Below are 17,910 nucleotides of genomic sequence, written 5' to 3'. Positions count from 1 at the left end.
ACGTCCATGCTCGAGAACGAGCCCGAGGGCGGCGAACGGACCGGTTCACAGCCGGCCGGTGACACCGCCGACCAGAGCACCACGGCCGACGGCGCCGCCGTCGAGACCTCCACCACCGCTGTCGGGTCGGCCTCGATGGAACCGGCCGGCGCGGAGAGCGCTCCCGCTGAGGCCGACGAACCGGCCGCGCCGGTGCGGCGCACCCGGGCGACCCGTCGTCGGGCCGCCCCGCTCAACCAGCCGGAGCAGACCGACGCCCCGATCGAGGCGCCCAGCGGTGGCGCCGGCAACGTCGAGTCGCCGCAGGCGGAGGTCTTCGCCCCGGTCTCCGGCGACCTGGACGTCGCACCGAAGACCCCCCGGCGCCGCCGCAAGGCCACCCCCGTCGAGACGACCGCCGAGGAGCCGCTGGTCGCCGCCTCTGCGGAGGCGGCCTCGGCCGAGGTGGTGCCGCCGGTCAAGGTGACCCGTACCCGGCGGAAGAAGGCCACGCCGGCGGCCGTCGAGGAGCCGCCCGCCACCGAGCAGCCGCTCGCGGTCGAGGAGCCGGTCGCGGTCGAGGAGCCGCTCGTCGAGGAGCCGGACGTCGCCGAGGAGCCGGCGGAGTCCGACCTGCGCGAGGCCGAGGCCGAGTTGAACGACTCCCCGGCCCTCCCGAGCACGTCCGCCGCCGAGCTGGCCTGGAGCAGTGGTGCGCAGAACCGCTCCGGCGAGGTGCCACCGGGTGTGGCCGTCTCCGGTGTGACGGATGAGCCGAACGAGCCGGCCGAGATCGAGCCGGAGCAGCCGCGTACCCGTCGCCGGCGCGCCGCCCTCTCCGCGCCCACAGTGCTGTTCATGGCACCCCAGCCGGACGCCGTGCCGGTGACCCGACCGGTGGAGCCCGCCGCGACGACCGAGGAGCCGGCCGTCGAGGAGGCCGCCGAGCCGTCCCGCCGCCGTCGGCGCGGTCGCCGCGAGGTCGAGCCGGTGGAGCCGATCGAGGCCATCGAGGCCGAAGAGGAGCCGACCGAGGAGGCCGACGAGGCCGCCGAGGCGGATGAGGACGACGAGGACAGCGCCGCCGCGCGCCGCCGCCGCCGGCGTGGTCGCCGGGGCCGGGGCCGGGGCAAGGGCGGGGCCGACGACGCCGAGGACGAGGAGTCCGACGAGGCGGCGCAGGCCGACGAGGAAGAGACCGCCGAGGCAGAGGCCGAGGCCGACGAGGACGAGGAGTCCGAGGGCGGGGACGGTCTGACCCGTCGTCGTCGTCGTCGCCGCCGTCGTGGCGCCGGCGACACCGAGGGCGCGGCGGACGACGGCGTGCCGACCGTGGTGAAGATCCGCGAGCCGCGCCGGACCGTCGACGAGGTGCAGGGTGTGTCCGGCTCGACCCGGCTGGAGGCCAAGCGCCAGCGCCGCCGGGACGGTCGGGAGCAGCGCCGTACCCGCCCGCCGATCCTCAGCGAGTCGGAGTTCCTGGCGCGCCGGGAGGCCGTCGACCGGGTGATGGCGGTCCGCCAGCGCGGTGACCGCACCCAGATCGCCGTCCTGGAGGACGGCGTGCTGGTCGAGCACTACGTCACCCGCAACTCCTCCGGGACGATGGCCGGCAACGTGTACCTCGGCAAGGTGCAGAACGTGCTGCCGAGCATGGAGGCCGCGTTCGTCGACGTCGGTCGGGGCCGCAACGCCGTGCTGTACGCCGGTGAGGTCAACTGGGACACCTCCGGGCTGGAGGGGCGGGCCCGCTCGATCGAGCAGGCGCTGCGCTCCGGGGACTCGGTGCTGGTCCAGGTCACCAAGGACCCGATCGGGCACAAGGGCGCACGGCTGACCAGCCACATCGCGCTCTCGGGCCGGCACCTGGTCTACGTCCCCAACGGCAACGCCTCCGGGATCAGCCGCAAGCTGCCGGACAACGAGCGCAAGCGGCTGCGGGACGTGCTCAAGAAGCTGGTCCCGGACGGCGCGGGCGTGATTGTCCGGACGGCCGCCGAGGGCGCCACCGAGGACGAGTTGGCCCGTGACGTCAAGCGGCTCCAGGCGCAGTGGGAGGACATCCAGGCCAAGGCCGCCGAGGGTGGCGCCCCGGCACTGCTCTACGGGGAGCCCGACCTGGTCATCCGGGTGGTCCGGGACCTGTTCAACGAGGACTTCCGCGAGCTGGTGATCGAGGGCGAGCAGTCGTACGACATCGTCGAGTCGTACCTGTCGCACGTCTCTCCGGACCTGGTCGACCGGGTGCGCCGGCACGTCGGCACGAGCGACGTGTTCGCCGAGTACCGGATCGACGAGCAGATCATCAAGGGTCTGGACCGCAAGGTCTTCCTGCCCTCCGGCGGCTCCCTGGTGATCGACCGCACCGAGGCGATGACTGTCGTCGACGTCAACACCGGCAAGTACACCGGCTCCGGGGGCAACCTGGAGGAGACGGTCACCCGCAACAACCTGGAGGCGGCGGAGGAGATCGTCCGTCAGCTCCGGTTGCGGGACATCGGCGGCATCGTGGTGATCGACTTCATCGACATGGTGCTGGAGTCGAACCGTGAGTTGGTGCTGCGCCGGCTCACTGAGTGCCTGGGCCGGGACCGCACCAAGCACCAGGTCACCGAGATCACGTCGCTCGGCCTGGTGCAGATGACCCGTAAGCGGATCGGCGCGGGCCTGCTGGAGGCGTTCAGCGAGACCTGCGAGTGCTGCAAGGGCCGGGGCGTCATCATCCACACCGAGCCGGTGCCGGAGAAGCCGCGTCCCGCCGGTGCGGGGGAGAAGGTCAAGGCGGTCGCCTCGGCGGTGGCTCCCGCTCCGGCTGCGGAGCAGGGTGCCACCTCGTCCCGCCGCCGGGCGCGCAAGAACGCCCCGGCCGCGGCCGAGCGGACCGCGGTCGAGGTCGTCGACACCGACACCACGGCCGAGCCGGGCACCGACTACCAGGACACCATGGGCTACGACCTGTCCCGCTACGAGTCGGACACCGCCGCCGCACCGGCGATCTCCGACGCTCAGCAGGGTGAGTCGGCTCGGCTGGCCGCGGCTGACGACCCGGACGCGCTCGCTGACGGTGAGGGCGACGAGGAGACCACCGAGGGCGGTGGCGGCCGTCGCCGGTCGCGCCGCGGTGGAGCCCGTCGGCGGACCCGCCCCTGAGCGCCTGACCGGCCACGTGTTTGACGAGGTCCCTCTCCCGGCAAAGTGACGGGGGAGGGACCTCGTCGTTGTGGCCACCCGGTCCTCGATCGGCCGTCCCAGGTCAGGAGAAGAAGATGCGCCGTCTGCTCGCGGTCACCGCGCTGCTCACCATGCTCTCCGGCGCGGCCGGCTGCTCCACCGGTGGGACCGCCGACGGCGCTGGCCCGGCGGCCGCTGGCACCCCTCCCGGCCCGACCGGCATGCCGGCCAGCGGTGGTGTGGCGGGCGGCAACGCCACCCAGGTCTGCGCCGCCGCGCAGGAGGCCAGCACCACTGCCGTCCGGACGTACGTGGCGGAGCTGGGTCGGATGCTCGCCGCGGTGGGCGCCGGGGACAGCCGTACGGCCGAGGCTGCCCGGGGACGGGCCGAGGCGGCGCTGGCGGGCTGGCGGACCGTACTGCGGGAGCAGTCGGAGCGGACCGACGATCCGCAGCTCAAGACGTTGCTCACCGACCTCGGCACCGAGGTTTCCGCGCTCGGTGCCGACGTCGAGGCGATCGACGAGACCGAACTCGACCGGCTCCAGCAGCGCCTCGACCAGCTCTGCGCGCGCTGACCAGGGCGGGCCGGTTTGGGGTACGGGCCAGCGATGGCGTACTCTTGCCTGCGGCCCACCTTTGGTGTGCCGAGTTCCCGTGTGCCCGCGCCGCCGTGCACTGCTACCCGGCGAGCCGCTGCGGGAACGACCGCCAGCAGCCTCAACGACAGGGAGTCCGCCTCCGATGTACGCGATCGTCAAGACCGGCGGCAAGCAGTACAAGGTCGCCGAGGGCGACGTGATCGAGGTCGAGAAGCTCACCGGTGCCCCCGGTGACGCGGTGAAGCTCACCGCGGTGCTCCTCGTCGACGGTGACGACCTGGTGACCGACGCGGCGAAGCTTGCCGAGGTCGCGGTGTCCGGCGAAATCGCCGCGCACACCAAGGGCCCGAAGATCCGGATCCACAAGTTCAAGAACAAGACTGGCTACCACAAGCGCCAGGGTCACCGTCAGCCGTTGACCCAGGTCAAGGTGACCGGCATCTCCAGCGGGAAGTAGGTCGTCCTCCAATGGCTCACAAAAAGGGTGCGTCCAGCTCGCGTAACGGTCGTGACTCCGCGGCCCAGCGACTCGGCGTGAAGCGCTTCGGTGGTCAGGTCGTCAGCGCCGGTGAGATCATCATCCGGCAGCGTGGCACCAAGTTCCACCCCGGTGACCTGGTCGGCCGTGGCGGCGACGACACGCTGTTCGCGCTGTCCGCCGGTGCGGTCCTGTTCGGCACCAAGCGCGGTCGCAAGACCGTCAGCATCGTTCCGCAGCAGTAGTTCTCGGGCTAAGCGGGCCGCGGACCTCCGGGTCCCGGCCCGCTTAGCCTTTTTAGCGAAGTGCGAGGTCGAGCCTCGCTGGAAGGATTGACGCCGTGGCAACGTTCGTTGACCGGGTCGTTCTGCATCTGCAGGCCGGCGATGGCGGGCACGGTTGTGCCTCGATCCACCGCGAGAAGTTCAAGCCCTTCGGTGGGCCGGACGGCGGTAACGGTGGGCACGGGGGCAGCGTGTCCCTGGTGGTCGACCCGCAGGTGACCACGCTGCTCGACTTCCACTTCCACCCGCACGTCAAGGCCGACAACGGCAAGGGCGGCGCCGGCTCGAACCGGGACGGGGCCAACGGCCACAACCTGGTGCTGAAGGTGCCCAACGGCACCGTGGTGCAGACCTCCGACGGCACCGTGCTGGCCGACATGGTCGGTGCCGGCACCACGTTCGAGGTCGCCCGCGGCGGGCGCGGCGGGCGGGGCAACGCCTCGCTGGCCAACGCCAAGCGCAAGGCGCCCGGCTTCGCCGAGCTGGGGGAGCCCGGCGACCAACTGGACATCGTGCTGGAGCTGAAGAGCGTCGCCGATGTGGGCCTGGTGGGCTTCCCGTCCGCCGGCAAGTCGTCGCTGATCTCGGTGATCTCCGCCGCGAAGCCGAAGATCGCCGACTACCCGTTCACGACCCTGGTGCCCAACCTCGGCGTGGTCCGGATGGACAACCACACCTTCACCGTCGCGGACGTGCCGGGCCTGATCCCCGGCGCGGCCACCGGCAAGGGTCTGGGCCTGGAGTTTCTGCGGCACATCGAGCGCTGCGCCGTGCTGGTGCACGTCATCGACTCGGCGACCCTGGAGCCCGGCCGTGACCCGGTGGCCGACATCGACGCCATCGAGGCCGAGCTGAGCCAGTACGGCGGCCTCACCGACCGGCCACGGCTGGTCGCCATCAACAAGATCGACGTGCCGGACGGCCGCGACCTCGCCGAGATCGTGCGCCCCGACCTGGAGGAACGCGGTTACCAGGTGTTCGAGGTCTCTGCGGCCACCCGGGAGGGGCTCAAGGAGCTGACCTACGCGATGGCCGATCTGGTCGACGCAGAGCGTAAGGCCGCTCCGCCCGCCGAGCCGACCCGTATCGTCATCCGCCCGATCGCTGTGGACGACGACGGTTTCACCATCACGGCCGAGGCGGACGGCTCATTCACAGTGCGTGGTGTCCGGCCGGAGCGCTGGGTCAAGCAGACCAACTTCGACAACGACGAGGCGGTCGGCTACCTGGCTGACCGACTGGCCCGGCTCGGGGTGGAGGACAAGCTGGCCAAGGCCGGCGCGCAGCCCGGCGATCTGGTCCGGATCGGCGTGCGCGAGTTCGACTGGCAGCCGACCCTCTTCGCCGGTGTGGACTTCGTACCCGGCAACCGGGGCACCGACGTCCGCCTGGAGGAGAAGTCGAACCGGGCCTCCGCCGCGGACCGGCTCGCCGCCCGGAAGGCTCGCCGGGTCCGCTCGGCCGACGATTTGGGCGCGGACGCGTCCGACGACGACATCGACGACGAGGACGACGCCGAGTAGTTCGTTGCGCTCCGTGGTGGGGTTGATTTCCGGAAACCTCCCCGAAATCCACGCCTCCTAGCGTGGGGTGATGCTGATCGAGTCCCGGCCTGCCACCGATCCGGAGATCGCCGCCATGGTCATCGCGCAGCAGCGTGAGCTGCGCGAGGCCGACGGCGGGTTGGACGGGCAGGTCTTCGTCCCCCATGACGACGTCCGCTACCTGGCGGTGGTGGTGAACGGTCGGGCGGTCGCCTGCGGCGGGCTCCAGGCGCTCGATGCCGAGACCGGCGAGGTCAAGCGGATGTACGTGCGGCCCGCGTACCGGGGGCGGGGGATCGGTCGTCAGTTGCTCGCCGCGCTGGAGGAGTGCGCGTTCCGGCAGGGGCACTCGGTGGTCTGCCTGGAGACGGGCAGCTACCTGCCGGCTGCCATCGCCTTGTACACCGCGTGTGGCTACCAGCAGATCCCGGTCTACGGCGAGTACGTGGGCAACTCGTACAGCGTCTGTTTCGCCAAGCGGTTGCCGGTCGCGGCCTGACGGCCGCGTAGCCGCCGCCGCGTCGCCGGTTCAGGCGCCGGTGCTGGCGTGTTCGACGGTCACCGGCTTCGATTCCGGCGAGGCGTGCTGGCGCAGCACGATGCTCAGCAGGATCAGCGCGCCGACCGCCAGAAACTCGCTCTGCCAGTTCTGCATGGACTGGAACCAGAAGTCGCTGGTGCCGAGGAAGTCCCACACCCCGATCGGTGGTGCCCCGCTCTGGAGCGCCTGCTCCTGGTTGTACGCCGCGGTGCCACCGAACAGGTGACCGACGAACGAACCGGCGAAGATCAGCAGCAGCGCGAGGGAGAGGCTGTTCCGGTAGATCACCAGCGGCAGGCCCCCGACACGTACCGGCCAGGGTGACTGCGGGGTCGCCCGGCGCTCGTCGTCCTCCGGTCGGTCGGTCTGGTCCATCGGCTTCGACTCGGCCGAGCCCCGCTGCACCAGGTACGCGGTGAGCAGCACGTAACCGCCCATCTGGAGGAACTCGGACTCCCAGTTCTCAAAGACCGCCTCGGCGAAGTGCCCAGTGGTCAGGTACGACGGCCAGCTCAACGGCGCGGCCCCGAACTCGGTCAGCTCCTCGTTGTGGGTCTGCCAGCCGAAGACGCTCTGCAACACCAGGAAGACCAGGAACGCCCCCAGCATGGCGACGGCCAGGGCGTTGTCACGCAGCCAACGAGGCATGATCGCACCTCCTTCGCCGGTCGACTTACCCCTGCGGGCGTGACCTCGAAACCACAAAGGTCCAGTTCAGTGCCGTTCGGCGGGGCTGTCCAGGCGTCCGCCGGTGCCGGCCTGGTTCGACAGGAGCAGCCCGAGCGCGAGCATCCCGAAGCCGAGAGCGAGGTGCAGCCAGTTGTCGGCGTCGTTGACCGGCAGGATGTTCGCCCCGCCCTCCGGGTTGACCGCCTCGATCGCCAGGCCGTACAGCCAGAGAGCGAGGTAGATCGCGCCACCGGCGGCCAGGAAGACGCGGGCACCTGCGACGCTGCGGGCCAAGACCAGGCCGGCCAGCCCGAAGAGCAGGTGCACCACGTTGTGCAGGATCGACACCTGGAACAGCCCGAGCAGGTGGGCGTCCGAGTGGTGCCCGGCGAACCGCAGCTCGCCGTAGTCGGTGGTGATGCCGGGGATGAAGCCGAGGACGCCGATCAGCAGGAAGACCCCGGCCACGACCAGCGCGGCCAGCTGGACCCGGGGTCGAGGGCCGGCCGCTCGGCCGCCTCGTGCGTCTCGTGCCATCGCTGCCCCCTCCGTGGATCTGCCAACCTTCGCGAACCTCACTGTCCGCAGCGGCGACGTGACGCAGCCCGACGATCCTCCATTTTGAAGACCAACCGGTGGGCCGCGCAGATAAATGCACGAAGAGGTATGGAAGCCGAAACGCAGGGTAGGTGAATGGTCAGCGGCGGCGGCAACGCGCCGCATCCCCCCAGCACAACCGCTACGACTTTCTGAGCGGAAGGGAAATCATGACTTACGATCTTTCACCTACGTCTTCCACGTACGGGCAGCAGTCGACCAACGGCGGTGGCGTCCGCGACCAGGCGCGCCAGGTCGGGTCGGAGGCCGCGCAGGCTGGTGGCGCGGTCGCCCAGACCGCCAAGGAGCAGGGCACCGAGGTCGGCCGTGAGGCGGCCCGGCAGGCCCGCAACCTGTACGGCGAGGCCCGCAGCCAACTCGCCAGCCAGACCGGTGAGCAGCAGCGCCGAGCCGCCGGTGGGCTGCGTTCGCTGGCCGACGAGATGCGCTCGATGGCCGAGCAGGGTGGCCAGGCCGGCCCGGTGACCGAGCTGGCCCGCCAGGCCGCCGACCGGGTGCAGGGCGCCGCCGGTTGGCTTGAGCAGCGCGAGCCCGGCGACCTGATCACCGAGGTACGTGACTACGCGCGGCGTAACCCGGGCACCTTCCTGGTCGGCGCAGCGGTGCTCGGTGTGCTGGCCGGTCGGCTGACCCGTGGCATCTCGGCCGCCGGCGACGACTCCGGCAACGGCTCCTCGACCTTCCGGGGCGCCGGGGCGTACGACCCGGAGCAGACCGCAGTGATCCCGACGCAGCCGCCGGCGCCCCGCGCGGTGCCGGACGCCGTTCCGCCGGGCGGTTACCTCGACCCGACCCCCGGTACGCACACCCCGCCGACGTCCGGTGGCTACACCGACCAGACGCCCGGTACCTACGCCGACCCGGCGCCCGGCGGCTCCGCCGAGCCGGGTCGAGGCGACTACCCGGAGCACTCCGGCACCGGCCAGCCGCTGCCGCCGGTGACCCAGACCGATCCGCTGCCGGGCGTGCCGTCCAGCGGCAGCCCTCGCCCGTGAGCCGCCGAGTCATCCGAAGGGAGGCGACGGCATGAGCATGCCGACGCAGGGGTCCGGGCTGGACTCCGGTTACCACCCTGACGCGGGTGCCCCGCACACCGCGTCGGAGGTGAAGGGCAGCTCGCTGGGTGACCTGATGCGTCAGGTCACCGCCGACCTGTCGACGCTGATGCGCCAGGAGGTCGAGCTGGCCAAGGCCGAGATCCGGCAGGAGGGCAAGAAGGCCGGCAAGGCCGCGGGCCTCTTCGGTGGTGCCGGCTTCGGCGGCTACATGGTGGCCCTCTTCGTGTCCATCGCCATCTGGCAGTTCCTGGACAACGTCATGGACTCCGGCCTGGCCGCGCTGATCGTGGCCGTGATCTGGGCCGTGGTCGCCGCGGTCCTCTACTCGATGGCCAAGAAGAACGCCCAGCACGTACGCGGGCTCAAACAGACCAACGACAGCGTGCAGCGGATCCCCGACGCGCTCAAGCCGCACCCGGAGGGAGTCACCCGATGAGCACCGATCCCGATCAGATCCGCCGGGAGATCGAAGCCACCCGTAACAGCCTCAGCTCCGATGTGGATGCGCTGGCGTACAAGGTCAGCCCCAGCCGCATCGTCGACGACCGCAAGCAGCGGGCCCGTTCCGCTCTGCAGAATGTGAGGGACAAGGTCATGGGAACCGCGTCTGACCTCGGCCACGGCACCGGCCAGGCCGCCCACTCGGTGGGCGACCGCGCCTCGTCGGCGGCCTCCAGCGTCGGCGACGCCGCGCAGTCGGCGGCGACCACTGTCAGCGACGCCGCGCACAGCGCCCCGCGGGTGATCCGGCAGAAGTCCCAGGGCAACCCTCTCGCCGCCGGCCTGATCGCGTTCGGGGTCGGCTGGCTGGCCTCGTCGCTGATCCCGGCCTCCCGGCGCGAGCAGCAGGCCGCCACCCAGGTGAAGGCCAAGGTCAGCGAGCACAGTGGGGCCGTGAAGGAGAAGCTGGGCGAGGTGGCCGGCGAGCTGCGCGAGCCGGCCCAGCAGGCCGCCGAGTCGGTGAAGTCCACCGCTCAGGACGCCGTGCACGCGGTCAGGGACGACACGAAGTCCGCCGCCCACCAGGTCAAGGACCACGCCACCCCCTGACCCACCCTCAACCCAGCACGACAGCTCGCGGTCACCCTCCGGTGCCCGCGAGCTGTCGCGTCGAAGCCAGCGCCGATCTTGCGGTTTCGGCTGGTGTTCTGTGGGTCTAACGGCGGTTTTGTCCCGACCGAAAGTGCAAGATCGCGGGGAGACGTGGGTTGCGCGGGGCGGGGTTGGCGGCTCGGCGGATTCGGGTGTCGCCGTAGCGGACTCCGCCCAGCAGGAGGCGTTGGCCGACCGCCAGCCAGCCGCACAGACCGCGTTCCAGCAGCCAGAGTGGGGCCGCCAGCGCCGTGGCCGGCGGGAACACCCGGGTGCCGCCGGCGCGGCGGCGACCCGTCTCGGCCAGGGCGACGACACCGGCCGCCGCGCCGAGCAGCAGCCTGGGGCGGCGCGACGCGACCGCCGCCGCCAGCGCCGGCAGCACCGCGAGCGCGGTCAGCAGGCGAGCCGGCTGCGCCAGATCGTCGTACGCCTGACGGACCCGTTGACCACGGAAATGCGCGGCGTCCGGAGGCAGTCGGCGGACGTACAGCCAGGCCGGGGCGGCCTCGGTGCCGCCGTACCCGCGCACAGTGCGGATCAGCTCCAGGTTCTCGAAGAGCACGTCCGGGTCGTACCCGCCCATGGCCAGGAAGGTGCTGCGCCGCACGGCAAGGGTGCCCGGGTAGTCCGTCCCGAGCGCCCGGTTGAGCAGCGTGCGGCCGGTGTCCCACCAGGCGTGCCAGGGCAGCGGGTCGAAGTAGTTCTGCGGTCGTACCAGGTCCGCCCGGCCCAGCAGCCGATGCACCGCGGCCAGCGCGGACTCGTCGTACCGGACGTCGTCGTCGGCGATCACCACGTGCTCGTGGCCGGCCGCGCGGACGCCGGTGTGTACGCCCAGCACCTTGCCGTTGAGCCCACGCTCGCTCGGATCCGGTGGAAGGTGCCGGGCCAGGCCCCGCCACGCCTCGGCGTGCCGGGCGAAGAGGGGCGGAGGTGAGCCGTCGACCACGAGCACCTCGACCCGGTCACCGAGCCAGCGCAGGTAGTCGGTCAGCTCGGCCAGGCCGGTGTCGCTGTCCCAGCGCAGCGGCAGCACGTACGTCATCGGTAGGCGGACCGGCGACGTGCCGGCGCCCTCGTGCGCGACCGCCGACCGGCGGGTGGCGGGCCGGGCGTCTCCAGTAGGGCTGAACGAGGACATGGCAACTCCGTGGCGGCCAGGGTCGCGGTCGGTGTTGAGCAGCATCTGCCCGCATTTCCGTCGATCAAACAATGGGTCGTTTCGACTGCCGGAGCCCGGGTAGCGCTGCGCTCAAGAGCTGTCCATGCCCGGTTGTGCGGGTGGAGGAGAGAGACGTGATGACCAACAACGGAACCAGGTGGGCGCTGCTCGGCGTCACCGCGGCGACGGCCGTCGGCGTGGGGCGTGCGGTGGCCCGCCGTCGGCACCGGCATCAGCCGGAGCGGCAGGACGGTTGGTACGTGGTGCGTCGTGGGGTGACAGTGGACCGGTCCCGGGACGAGGTGATCGGCTTCTGGACCGACCGCGAACGGCTGGACCGCGCGCTGGCCGGGTGGGCCACGTTGCAGCAGCTCGACGAGCGGCGTTGGCGGTGCGTGGCCCGCGACCGGGCCGGCGGTGAGACGCAGTGGCAGGCCGAGATCACCGTCGAGGGGACGGGCACCCTGCGGTGGCGGGTCGAGGACGGGCCGACACCGCAGCTGGGTCGGATCGAGCTGACCGAAGCACCTCAGGGCCGGGGCACCGAGATCCGCGCCGAGCTGCGCTACCGCTCCGGTCCGGTGCGTCGGTTGGCCGGCCTGGTCGGCGGCGACGAGCCGGACCTGGCGCTGCGGGACGCGCTGCGTCGGGTGAAGGCGCTGATCGAGTGTGGCCAGGTGGTGGACACCCGGGACGACCCGTCCGGCCGGAGCCCCGCCCAGGAGAAGGCGACCGACAAGGTGCGGGAGACGTTGATGACGGGAGGACGGGCATGAGGGCGCTCTGCTGGGAAGGCGTCGGCAAGCTGGCCGTCCGGGACGTGCCGGAGCCCCAGATCCGCGCCGAGGGGGACATCGTCGTCCGGGTCCGGGCCAGCAGCGTCTGCGGCTCCGACCTGCACCTGATCAACGGGTACCTGCCGGCGATGCGGGAGGGGGACATCCTCGGCCACGAGTTCATGGGCGAGGTGGTGGAGACCGGGCCCGGCGTACGGCGGCACCGGGTCGGCGACCGGGTGGTGGTGGGGTCGGTGGTCGCCTGCGGTGGCTGTTGGTACTGCCGGACCGAGCAGTACTCGCTCTGCGACAACTCCAATCCGCAACCGGTGTTCACCGAGAAGCTGTGGGGACACTCGCCGGCCGGCATCCTGGGCTACTCGCACGCCGCCGGCGGCTACTCGGGATCACACGCCGAGTACATCCGGGTGCCGTTCGGCGACATCGGCGCCTTCGCCGTACCCGACGGGGTACCGGACGACTCGGTGGTGTTCGCCTCCGACGCGATGCCCACCGGGTGGATGGCGGCGGACTTCTGCGGGTTCACCGGCGGCGAGGTGGTGGCCGTCTGGGGTGCCGGTGGAGTCGGTCAGATGGCGGCCCGTTCGGCGCAACTCCTGGGCGCCGAGCGGGTCATCATGATCGACCGATTCCCGGATCGGCTCAAGACCGCCACCGAACGGATCGGGGTCGAGACGATCAACTACGCGGAGACGGACGTGCTGGAGGCGCTGCGTGAGCTGACCGCCGGGCGCGGGCCGGACGCCTGCATCGAGGCCGTCGGGATGGAGTCGCACGACGTCGGACCGACCTACGCGTACGACCGGGTGAAGCAGGCGGCGCGGTTGCAGACCGACCGCCCGACCTCGGTCCGCCAGGCGATCATGGCGTGCCGCAAGGGCGGCACGGTGAGCATCGTCGGTGTGTACGCCGGTCTGGTCGACAAGTTTCCGCTCGGCGCTGCCATGAACAAGGCCCTGGTGCTGCGGATGGGGCAGATGCACGCGCAGCGCTACATCCCGATGTTGCTCGACCGGCTCGCCGCCGGCGAGATCGACCCCGGATATCTGGCCACCCACCCGCTCTCCCTGGAGCAGGGGGCCCAGGGGTACGAGCTGTTCGAGAAGAAGGAGGACGGCTGTCTGCGCAGCGTCCTGCATCCCTGACGGCTGGGCGTACCCGCCTCGCCGGTCGCTGCGATCGGCGGGGCGGGGTCAGCCGGCGCGGCGCACGTTGGTGATGGTCAGCCCGAGGGGTGGCAGCGCTGGCATCCGGTGCAGATCCAGGGCGAGGTTCTGGACGGGAACGTCGTAACGCATGGTGGTGACGAGGTTGGTGACCGCCCGCTTCATCAGGTCGATGGTGATCCACTCACCGGCGCAGCGGTGCCCGCCCCAGTGGTCGCCGCCACCCTGCGGGATCAGCTCGAACGGGTCCACCCGGCGGCCGGCGAACCGCTCCGGGCGAAACAGCTCCGGTTGCGGCCAGAGCGTCGGGTGGTGGTTGGTGCCGTAGAGGTCGAGCAGCACCCGCCGGCCGCGCGGAAAGTGGTGGCCCTGCCAGTCGAAGGACCGCCGGACCCGGGCCGCCGCCATCGGGAAGAACGGGTAGTAGCGGCGTACCTCCTGGACGAACTGCTCGGTGGCTTCGCCGTCACGGACCCGTTCCCGCCAGGCCGGATGGTCGTGCAGGGCGAGCGCGGCGAAGGTCAGGTACTGGTCGACGGCGACCACCGGGCGCAGCACGTTGAGCAGCTCCACCGCCGCGATCCGCCGGGGGAGGAGGTTGCCGCCCCCGTCCCGGTGTTCGGCGATCACGGCCAGGGCGCTACCGGCCGGTGCCGGAGCGAAACCGACCCGGGTCCGTTCGATGAGATCGGCGAGCGAGCGTTCGGCGCGGTACCGGGCCAGCTGTCCCCTCCAGTGCCGGGGTCCCAGCACGGCCGGACCCTCGATCATGGCGTGCAGCTCGACGGCGCGGCGCTCGACCTGCGACGCGGGCAGCGGCACGCCGGCCCAGGCGCAGACCACCCGGGTCAGCATTCGGCCCAGCTCGTCGTAGAGCGACACCGGGCCGGCGCCCTCCCAGGCGGCGACCCGGGTCCGCCACTCGTCGTCGAAGAGCTGACCGAGCCGCTGGATCGCCGCCGGTGTCATGATCGACATGAACATGGCCTTGCGGTCGGAGTGCTCCGGCCCGTCCAGCCCCTGCACCCCGCCCCGCCCGGTCAGGGTCCGCTGCACCCGCAGCGGCATCGCTGAGGCGCGTTGGAAGCGGTCGTTGTCGTAGAACAGCTCCGCCGCCGGCCGGCCGCGCAGGCAGATGGTCGGGGCGAGCAGGATCCGGGTCTTGAAGACGTCGCTGCCGTACCGCTCACAGCGTTCGCCGATGAACCGGTAACCGGCGCGGAGCAACGCGAGGGTGCTGTCCGGGCTGCGGTCGGCCGGCATGGTCGCCATCGGGTTCTCCTCACGCGCAGGTGCGGCTGGTCGCCGTTTGCCGGTGCGCTTACCCCCGTCCACGCCGCTGAACCCCGCCCGGCTGGCCCCTCCCAGGGGCGGCGGAACCTGGTTTGCTGCTGGTGGGACGAGCACGGGGAGGGCGGATGCGCGACAACAGATCGCCGCACTGGCGGCAGCGGCGAGCGGCCGGGGCACTCGGCGCAGGCCGCGACGGGCGGTCACTGATCGGGCCGCCGCGGCGGCCCACCCGTCCGCACCGGTTCTTCACAGTGCACCTGGGCTTCACCGCGCCCGGCCCGGCCGAGGCCCGCGAGCTGGCCGTGGCGTACGCGGAGGCGCTGAGCCTGCTCCGCTCGGAGGTGGCACTCGGTGCGGCGGCCCTGTCACCGGCGGACGCCTGGCAGCGGGCCGAGCGGCTGTTCTGCGGCGCGGTCGGCCCGGACGGCGAACGCTGCGTCGACGTGGCCGACCACCCGGGCTTCCACCACGCCCCGGGCCCGGGTGGTCTCGGCTGGGGCGACGGCGACGTCCCCGGCGATGGTTGACCACCGGCCCTGGACGGCCGGTCCGGGGGTGCGCCGGCCAACGTGCCAGCGTGGCCGTGCCGGTGTCCCGACCACGGGCACCGGCACGGCGATCCCCCACCGACGGATCGGCGGGCACTGTCAGTCCAGGTCGAACTCGCCGTCCTGGGCGCCGGCCACGAAGGCGTCCCACTCGGCCTGGGTGAAGACCAGCACCGGGCCGTTCGGCTCGGCCGAGTTGCGCATCCCGATCAGGTCGTCGACGAAGGCGACCTCGACGGCGCTGTCGGAGGTGTCCCCCTCGGCCCGCTGCCAGACCGCCCGAGAGAGGTCGAAGTCGCCCTTGGGGTGCTGCGCCATGGTTCTTTCCTCCAGTGCCGAGGGTCGTGTGGTGACCGGTTGCCGATCCCCATCGGGCAGGATAAGCGGATGCCGAGCCTGACCCGTGTAGAGGCGACCGCGCGTGGCGCGGCGATTAGCGTCGAGTCCTACCAGGTGGACCTCGACCTCACCGGTGACGGTGACCTGTTCCGCTCCCGCGTCGAGATCCGGTTCCGGGCCACCGTCGGCGCCGCGACCTTCGTCGAGGCCAAGCCCGCCAAACTGCGCTGTGTACGCCTCAACGACCGCGACCTGGACCCCGCCCTGCTCACCGACAACCGGCTGCCGCTCGACGACCTGGCCGAGGAGAACACGCTCGTCGTCGAGGCCGAGATGGCGTACTCCAAGACGGGGGAGGGGATGCACCGCTTCGTCGACCCGGCCGACGGCGAGACCTACCTCTACGCCGAGTCCTTCCTCGACAACGCGCCGCGCATCTTCGCCGCCTTCGACCAGCCCGACCTCAAGGCCCCGGTCACGCTCTCGGTCACCGCGCCGGCGCAGTGGATCGTCGCCGGCAACGCCGAGCTGGCCGCCAACCCGGCCCCCGGGCGCTGGGAGTTCGCCCCGAGCGAGCCCCTGGCCACGTACTTCTTCTCGCTGATCGCCGGGCCGTACCACGTCCGGCGGGCCGAGCACGACGGCATACCGCTGGGCATCTACTGCCGCCGGTCGCTCGCCGAGCACCTGGACGCCGACGCCGAGGAGATCTTCACCATCACCCGGCAGTGCCTGGACCGGTTCCACCAGCTCTTCACCGAACGCTACCCGTTCGGCAAGTACGACCAGGCGTTCGTGCCCGAGTTCAACGGCGGCGCGATGGAGAACCCGGGGCTGGTCACCTTCCGCGACGACTACGTGTTCCGTTCGGCGGTCACCGACACCCAGCGCGAGCAGCGCGCCGGCACCATCGCCCACGAGATGGCCCACATGTGGTTCGGTGACCTGGTCACCATGCGCTGGTGGGACGACCTGTGGTTGAACGAGTCCTTCGCCGAGTACCTCGGCACCCGGGTCACCGCCGAGGCGACCCGCTTCGATCAGGCCTGGACCACCTTCGCCATGCGGCGCAAGGCCTGGGGCTACGCCGCCGACCAGCGGCCCTCCACCCACCCGATCGCCCCGCAGGAGGTCGTCGACGCCGAGGCGGGCCTGCTCAACTTCGACGGCATCTCGTACGCCAAGGGCGCCAGCGTGCTGCGTCAGCTGGTGGCGTGGCTCGGCGACGAGGCATTCCTCGCCGGCCTGAACGCGCACTTCGCCGCACACCGCTTCGGCAACGCCACGCTCGCCGACCTGCTGGCCAGCCTCTCCGCCAGCAGCGGGCGGGACCTGTCCGACTGGGCCGAGCTGTGGTTGCGCCGCCCGCAGGTCAACACGCTGCGTGCCGAGGTCGCCGTCGACGCCGACGGTCGCTACACCGAGGTGGCAGTGGTGCAGACCGCGCCCGAGTCGTACCCGGTGCTGCGCCCGCACCGGATCGGCGTGGGCCGCTACTCGATGGACGGCACCGGGCGGCGTGACGAGGTGGACATCGACCCGAACGCCGACGGAGGCCGCACCGTGCTCGGTGCGTTGACAGGCGAGCCGGCGGCCCGGTTGTTGCTGCTCAACGACGGTGATCTCACCTTCGCGAAGGTACGCCTCGACCCGGCGTCGGCGGACGCCGTCCCGCAGGTGCTGCCCGGTCTGGCCGACCCGCTGGCGCGAGCGGTGCTCTGGCGCGAGGCACTGGACGCGGTGACCGACGGCGAGCGGCCGGTCACCGGCCTGGTCGACCTGATGGCCGCCGCGCTGCCCACCGAGACCGAGGTGATCATCGCGGAGGACGTGCTGACACTCAGCCGGTCCCTGGTCGACCGCTACCTCGACCCGCTGACCCGCTCCACGGCGCTGGCCAGGGTCGCTGGGACGTGCCGGCGGCTGCTCGACGGCGCGCCGGCCGGGGAGTCGTTGCAGCTCGCCGCCGCACGGGGTTGGATCGCCGCGACCACCGACGCGGATCTGCTCGTCGGTTGGCTCGCCGGCCGGGACGTGCCGGCCGGTCTGAAGATCGACGCGGAGTTGCGGTGGGCGGTGCTGCGTCGCCTGGTGGTGCTGGGCGCCGCCGGCGAGGCGGAGATCGCCATCGAGGCCGCCGCCGACAACAGCTCCACGGGCGCGGAACGGGCCGCCCACTGCCGGGCGGCACTGCCCGACCCGGTGACGAAGCAGGCGACCTGGGAGATCATCCTGCGGGACACCGCGCTGTCCAGTCGACTGCTGGAGGCGATCACCGAGGGGTTCTGGCAACCCGAACAGGCCGACCTGACCGCCGCGTACGTCGATCGGTACTTCGCGGAGATGCCGGCCGCCGCGCACCGGCGTACCCCCTGGACGGCCGACCGGGTGGCCGCCCTGGCGTTCCCCCGCTACGCCGTGGCGCAACCCACCCGGGAGGCGGCCGCGGCGCTGCTGACCCGCGACGACCTGACCCCTGGCCTGCGCCGGGTGGTGACCGACGCCGACGACGACCTGCGTCGCGCGCTGGTCGCCCGGACGGCGGTGGCCGCCGCCTCGGCCTGAC

18 protein-coding genes are annotated in these 17,910 nt (G+C 71.8%); 13 read left to right on the top strand and 5 right to left on the bottom strand.

What is annotated here, in order from left to right:
• Nucleotides 1–6: 6 nt before the first annotated feature.
• The 6 genes from PSH03_RS21360 (at nucleotide 7) to PSH03_RS21335 (ending at nucleotide 6,557) form a co-directional block, all read left to right on the top strand.
• Nucleotides 7–3,129, top strand: coding sequence for an Rne/Rng family ribonuclease (locus PSH03_RS21360; protein ID WP_238690202.1), 3,123 nt, complete (start codon nucleotides 7–9; stop codon nucleotides 3,127–3,129).
• Nucleotides 3,130–3,245: 116 nt separating this feature from the next.
• The gene (locus PSH03_RS21355) at nucleotides 3,246–3,728 is read left to right on the top strand and encodes a hypothetical protein (RefSeq protein ID WP_210785329.1); all 483 of its coding nucleotides are present in this window, start codon (nucleotides 3,246–3,248) and stop codon (nucleotides 3,726–3,728) included.
• Nucleotides 3,729–3,894: 166 nt separating this feature from the next.
• Nucleotides 3,895–4,209 carry a 50S ribosomal protein L21 gene (gene rplU, locus PSH03_RS21350; protein ID WP_007464063.1) on the top strand — a complete coding sequence of 105 codons (315 nt, stop codon included), beginning with the start codon at nucleotides 3,895–3,897 and terminating at the stop codon, nucleotides 4,207–4,209.
• Nucleotides 4,210–4,220: 11 nt separating this feature from the next.
• On the top strand, nucleotides 4,221–4,475 hold the full coding sequence (gene rpmA / locus PSH03_RS21345) for a 50S ribosomal protein L27 (protein WP_007464062.1): 255 nt from the start codon (nucleotides 4,221–4,223) through the stop codon (nucleotides 4,473–4,475).
• Between the two features lie 95 nt (nucleotides 4,476–4,570).
• Complete coding sequence (gene obgE / locus PSH03_RS21340) at nucleotides 4,571–6,037, top strand: GTPase ObgE (protein WP_210785330.1); 1,467 nt, start codon at nucleotides 4,571–4,573, stop codon at nucleotides 6,035–6,037.
• Between the two features lie 70 nt (nucleotides 6,038–6,107).
• Nucleotides 6,108–6,557, top strand: coding sequence for a GNAT family N-acetyltransferase (locus PSH03_RS21335; RefSeq protein WP_210785331.1), 450 nt, complete (start codon nucleotides 6,108–6,110; stop codon nucleotides 6,555–6,557).
• Nucleotides 6,558–6,587: 30 nt separating this feature from the next.
• Here the strand turns inward: PSH03_RS21335 and PSH03_RS21330 are convergent, their stop codons facing one another.
• On the bottom strand, nucleotides 6,588–7,247 hold the full coding sequence (locus tag PSH03_RS21330; RefSeq protein ID WP_238690201.1) for a DUF6766 family protein: 660 nt from the start codon (nucleotides 7,245–7,247) through the stop codon (nucleotides 6,588–6,590).
• Nucleotides 7,248–7,313: 66 nt separating this feature from the next.
• Complete coding sequence (locus PSH03_RS21325; protein ID WP_210785333.1) at nucleotides 7,314–7,805, bottom strand: DUF4383 domain-containing protein; 492 nt, start codon at nucleotides 7,803–7,805, stop codon at nucleotides 7,314–7,316.
• 230 nt (nucleotides 7,806–8,035) lie between these two features.
• On the opposite strand from PSH03_RS21325, the gene PSH03_RS21320 reads away from it, so the two are divergent.
• Genes PSH03_RS21320 through PSH03_RS21310 form a run of 3 tightly spaced genes read left to right on the top strand, consistent with a single transcriptional unit; the run spans nucleotide 8,036 to nucleotide 9,994 of the window.
• Nucleotides 8,036–8,881, top strand: a complete 846-nt coding sequence (locus PSH03_RS21320; RefSeq protein ID WP_238690200.1) for a hypothetical protein — start codon at nucleotides 8,036–8,038, stop codon at nucleotides 8,879–8,881.
• A 31-nt stretch (nucleotides 8,882–8,912) separates the two neighbouring features.
• The gene (locus PSH03_RS21315; protein ID WP_210785335.1) at nucleotides 8,913–9,380 is read left to right on the top strand and encodes a phage holin family protein; all 468 of its coding nucleotides are present in this window, start codon (nucleotides 8,913–8,915) and stop codon (nucleotides 9,378–9,380) included.
• The gene (locus PSH03_RS21310; RefSeq protein WP_210785336.1) at nucleotides 9,377–9,994 is read left to right on the top strand and encodes a DUF3618 domain-containing protein; all 618 of its coding nucleotides are present in this window, start codon (nucleotides 9,377–9,379) and stop codon (nucleotides 9,992–9,994) included. The genes PSH03_RS21315 and PSH03_RS21310 overlap by 4 nt, the downstream gene beginning before the upstream one ends.
• A gap of 106 nt (nucleotides 9,995–10,100) precedes the next feature.
• Here the strand turns inward: PSH03_RS21310 and PSH03_RS21305 are convergent, their stop codons facing one another.
• The gene (locus PSH03_RS21305) at nucleotides 10,101–11,180 is read right to left on the bottom strand and encodes a glycosyltransferase family 2 protein (protein ID WP_210785337.1); all 1,080 of its coding nucleotides are present in this window, start codon (nucleotides 11,178–11,180) and stop codon (nucleotides 10,101–10,103) included.
• Nucleotides 11,181–11,338: 158 nt separating this feature from the next.
• Between PSH03_RS21305 and PSH03_RS21300 the strand changes: the two genes are divergently transcribed.
• Entirely contained in the window at nucleotides 11,339–11,977 is a 639-nt protein-coding gene (locus tag PSH03_RS21300; protein WP_238690199.1) for an SRPBCC family protein, read from the top strand.
• The gene (locus PSH03_RS21295) at nucleotides 11,974–13,143 is read left to right on the top strand and encodes a zinc-dependent alcohol dehydrogenase (protein ID WP_238690198.1); all 1,170 of its coding nucleotides are present in this window, start codon (nucleotides 11,974–11,976) and stop codon (nucleotides 13,141–13,143) included. Before PSH03_RS21300 ends, PSH03_RS21295 begins: the two co-directional genes overlap by 4 nt.
• Nucleotides 13,144–13,191: 48 nt before the next feature.
• Here the strand turns inward: PSH03_RS21295 and PSH03_RS21290 are convergent, their stop codons facing one another.
• Nucleotides 13,192–14,436 (bottom strand): cytochrome P450, encoded by a 1,245-nt coding sequence (locus tag PSH03_RS21290; protein ID WP_238690197.1) that lies wholly within the window; start codon nucleotides 14,434–14,436, stop codon nucleotides 13,192–13,194.
• A gap of 146 nt (nucleotides 14,437–14,582) precedes the next feature.
• Between PSH03_RS21290 and PSH03_RS21285 the strand changes: the two genes are divergently transcribed.
• Nucleotides 14,583–14,984, top strand: coding sequence for a hypothetical protein (locus PSH03_RS21285; RefSeq protein ID WP_238690196.1), 402 nt, complete (start codon nucleotides 14,583–14,585; stop codon nucleotides 14,982–14,984).
• 120 nt (nucleotides 14,985–15,104) lie between these two features.
• Here the strand turns inward: PSH03_RS21285 and PSH03_RS21280 are convergent, their stop codons facing one another.
• Entirely contained in the window at nucleotides 15,105–15,323 is a 219-nt protein-coding gene (locus tag PSH03_RS21280) for a DUF397 domain-containing protein (RefSeq protein ID WP_124817462.1), read from the bottom strand.
• Nucleotides 15,324–15,392: 69 nt separating this feature from the next.
• Between PSH03_RS21280 and pepN the strand changes: the two genes are divergently transcribed.
• Complete coding sequence (gene pepN, locus PSH03_RS21275) at nucleotides 15,393–17,909, top strand: aminopeptidase N (protein WP_238690195.1); 2,517 nt, start codon at nucleotides 15,393–15,395, stop codon at nucleotides 17,907–17,909.
• Nucleotide 17,910: the final 1 nt, after the last annotated feature.

The sequence above is a fragment of the Micromonospora salmantinae genome, from assembly GCF_022230905.1.
Lineage (GTDB): Bacteria > Actinomycetota > Actinomycetes > Mycobacteriales > Micromonosporaceae > Micromonospora > Micromonospora salmantinae.
Note: the sequence above shows the minus strand (reverse complement) of the source record. Positions and strands in the feature narration are given on the sequence as shown.